The following is a 2,507-nucleotide window of genomic DNA, read 5'->3' on the forward strand; positions in this document are numbered from 1 at the left end:
GTCCCGGCGCGGGGGTGCGACGCCGGGACCGCTCCGCCGCGGTGTCACTGGCGCGGCGGCGTGCTCACTTCTCGAACGTGGCCACGAACGGGGTGTCCGCCTTGACCTTGCCCAGCCTGGTCGCGCCACCGGGCTCGCCGAGCGGCTCATCGCGACCGGGCAGGACATCGTTGAAGAACGCCACCTCGTTGTCGATCCAGGTCTGGTCCTTCACCCGGTCGTCGCTGAGGACCGCCCCGACGGGGCAGGCGACCGCGCAGGCACCGCAGTCGGTGCACTCGTCCGGGTGGATGTACATCTTGCGATCGCCCTCGTAGATGCAGTCGGCCGGGCAGCCTTCCAGGCAGGCACCGTCCTTGACATCAATACACCCGGCGGTGACGACGAATGGCATGAGAGCCCTCACTTCCGATCGACAATTACGGGACCGCGGCCGCGCGGCCGGTCATCCCGTGGCTGGCCTACGACTTCGTTCCGGCGGGTGCCGGTCGGACGGGACGCCGTGAGGCGGGCCCGGTGGGAATCGTAATGGCCGCGATGGCGCCGAAACCGGGTCCGCTGTGAAAGTCATGTTAACAAACAGGCCAACGGAATGATCTCGAGGAAAAGGCGCCCGGGCGCATCAGGGAAAAGCCTCAGGATAGTTCTGTCGATGAATTTATCCTCGCCGTTGTCCGGCGCCGGGCGGGCTGACGGCCGGCGCCGCGGCGGACCGGTGGTGACGACGGCGCGGCGCCGCCGCGGCGAGTGCGATCCCGCGGCGGGGCCGACGGTCCGGTGGCCTCAGGTATCCCCGGAAGGTGGTGGTGAGACGATCCGCGTTGGCACGGTGCCCGGCCCGCCGCGCGGCCGCCGACGGTGTGATTCCCCGCGCCGGCGTTCCCCACGACGCGTGCGGCGCTGTACGGCGCGGGCCGCCCGCCGTCGTCTCCGCTGATTGCCGAGGTCAGCGCCCAGGCGTTCGGGAGTAGGAGGGACGCGGTCTCGTCGTCGATTCTGGAGACCGGCCGAAAGGGTCGGGGTCCCGCGGATACACCCGGCCTTTAGGTGCCTTCCCGTCGTACTCTGACGGATTGCGCCGATGGCCCGTAAGGGCGCATAGCGGTAGAGCCTGGCGGCGTTCCGCAGACCTGTCCGGTGTCGACTTCGCGATAGGAACGACCGGGAGGAGGAACGGCCGCCGTACATTGCGCGGGGTGCCGGGCTCCGATTTCCGGTCGGCCGGACGGAGGGAATGTGGACGCGCGCGGCGGTGCCGACGGCAACGAAGCCGAGCAGGTCGACGTCGAGGGAACAGGCGTCGACCGGGCGTTGACGGGCGTCGAGAAGAAAGACGACGGCGGCCCGGGAACCACGGAGGCGGAGGTAGGCAGGGCGGACGCAGCCGGTCCCGGCGCCACCGGGTTGGAGCCCGCCGCACGGCTGGACGTCGCTGGGCCGGATGCTGCCGTGCCGGACCTCGCTGGGTTGGACCTCGCTGGGTTGGACCTCGCTGGGTTGGACCTCGTCACCTCACGCGAACCGCCGACGGGGCTAACGACCCGGCCGGCGCCGCTGCGCCCCGGGGATCCGCGCGAGCTGGGGGAGTACCGCGTTCTCGGCCGCCTCGGCGAGGGCGGCATGGGCACGGTGTACCTCGCCCGGGGCCGCGACACCGGCCTGGTCGCCGTGAAGGTCATCCGCGCCGACGTCGCACGCATCCCGCGTTACCGGGAGCGGTTTCGCCGCGAGGCCGAGGCGGGGCGCCTGGTCGCCCGGTTCTGCACCGCGGAGGTCCTCGACGTCGTCGACCCGCCGGACGGCGAGCCCTACCTGGTCACCGAGTTCATCGACGGCCCCACCCTCGCCCGCGCCGTCGCCGTGCACGGCCCCCTGGGCGGCGCGGACGTCGAGCGGGTCGCGATCAGCGTCGCGGCCGCGCTCAGCGCGATCCACGGCGCCGGCCTGGTGCACCGCGACCTGAGCCCGACGAACGTGCTGCTGAGCTCGTTCGGTCCGCGGGTCATCGACTTCGGGCTCGCGCGGGTGTCCGATGACGCCCCCAGCGGGCCACGCGGACGGGTGGCGGGAACGCTCGCGTACATGGCCCCGGAGCAGGCCCGCGGCCACCGGGTGAGCGGCGCCGCCGACGTCTTCGCCTGGGGCGGGCTGGTGCTGTTCGCGGCGACGGGGCGGGCCCCGTTCGGCGACGGGCCGACCGTGGACCAGCTGCGCCGGCTGCTGCACAGCGATCCGAGCTTCGAGGGCCTCGACGACTCCCTGCGCGAGGTGGTCCGCGCGGCGATGCGGCGCGAGTCGGCCGGGCGCCCGAGCGCCGAGGAACTGCTGCGTGCGCTGACCCGGCCCGGCGTGGCCGCCGAGACCATCATCACCAGCCGGCTCGACGTCATCCCGCTGCGGCTGCCCCCGGGCCGCGACGAGGACGGTCCGGCCCCGTCGGCGGAGATCCTGGCGGTCACCAGGCCGCTGCCGGTGCTCCCGCGCCGCCCCGACCGGCCCTGGTCGCC

The 2,507-nt window shown here is 73.0% G+C and carries 2 protein-coding genes; one reads left to right on the forward strand and one right to left on the reverse strand.

All coding sequences use genetic code 11. From position 1 onward, the window contains the following. Positions 1-64: 64 nt before the first annotated feature. Positions 65-394 (reverse strand): DUF362 domain-containing protein, encoded by a 330-nt coding sequence (locus tag MXD58_RS28885; protein ID WP_248837053.1) that lies wholly within the window; start codon positions 392-394, stop codon positions 65-67. A gap of 842 nt (positions 395-1,236) precedes the next feature. Here MXD58_RS28885 and MXD58_RS28890 point away from each other — a divergent pair. Continuing rightward, the coding region (locus MXD58_RS28890) for a serine/threonine-protein kinase (RefSeq protein ID WP_374616797.1) at positions 1,237-2,507 on the forward strand (1,271 nt) is incomplete at its 3' end.

Origin of the sequence: Frankia sp. AgKG'84/4 (assembly GCF_023242965.2) — a bacterium.
Lineage (GTDB): Bacteria > Actinomycetota > Actinomycetes > Frankiales > Frankiaceae > Frankia.

What these genes read in the sequence shown, in the direction of transcription:
- MXD58_RS28885 (WP_248837053.1), bottom strand. Translation starts at nt 394, where the DNA reads ATGCCATTCGTCGTCACCGCCGGGTGTATTGATGTCAAGGACGGTGCC.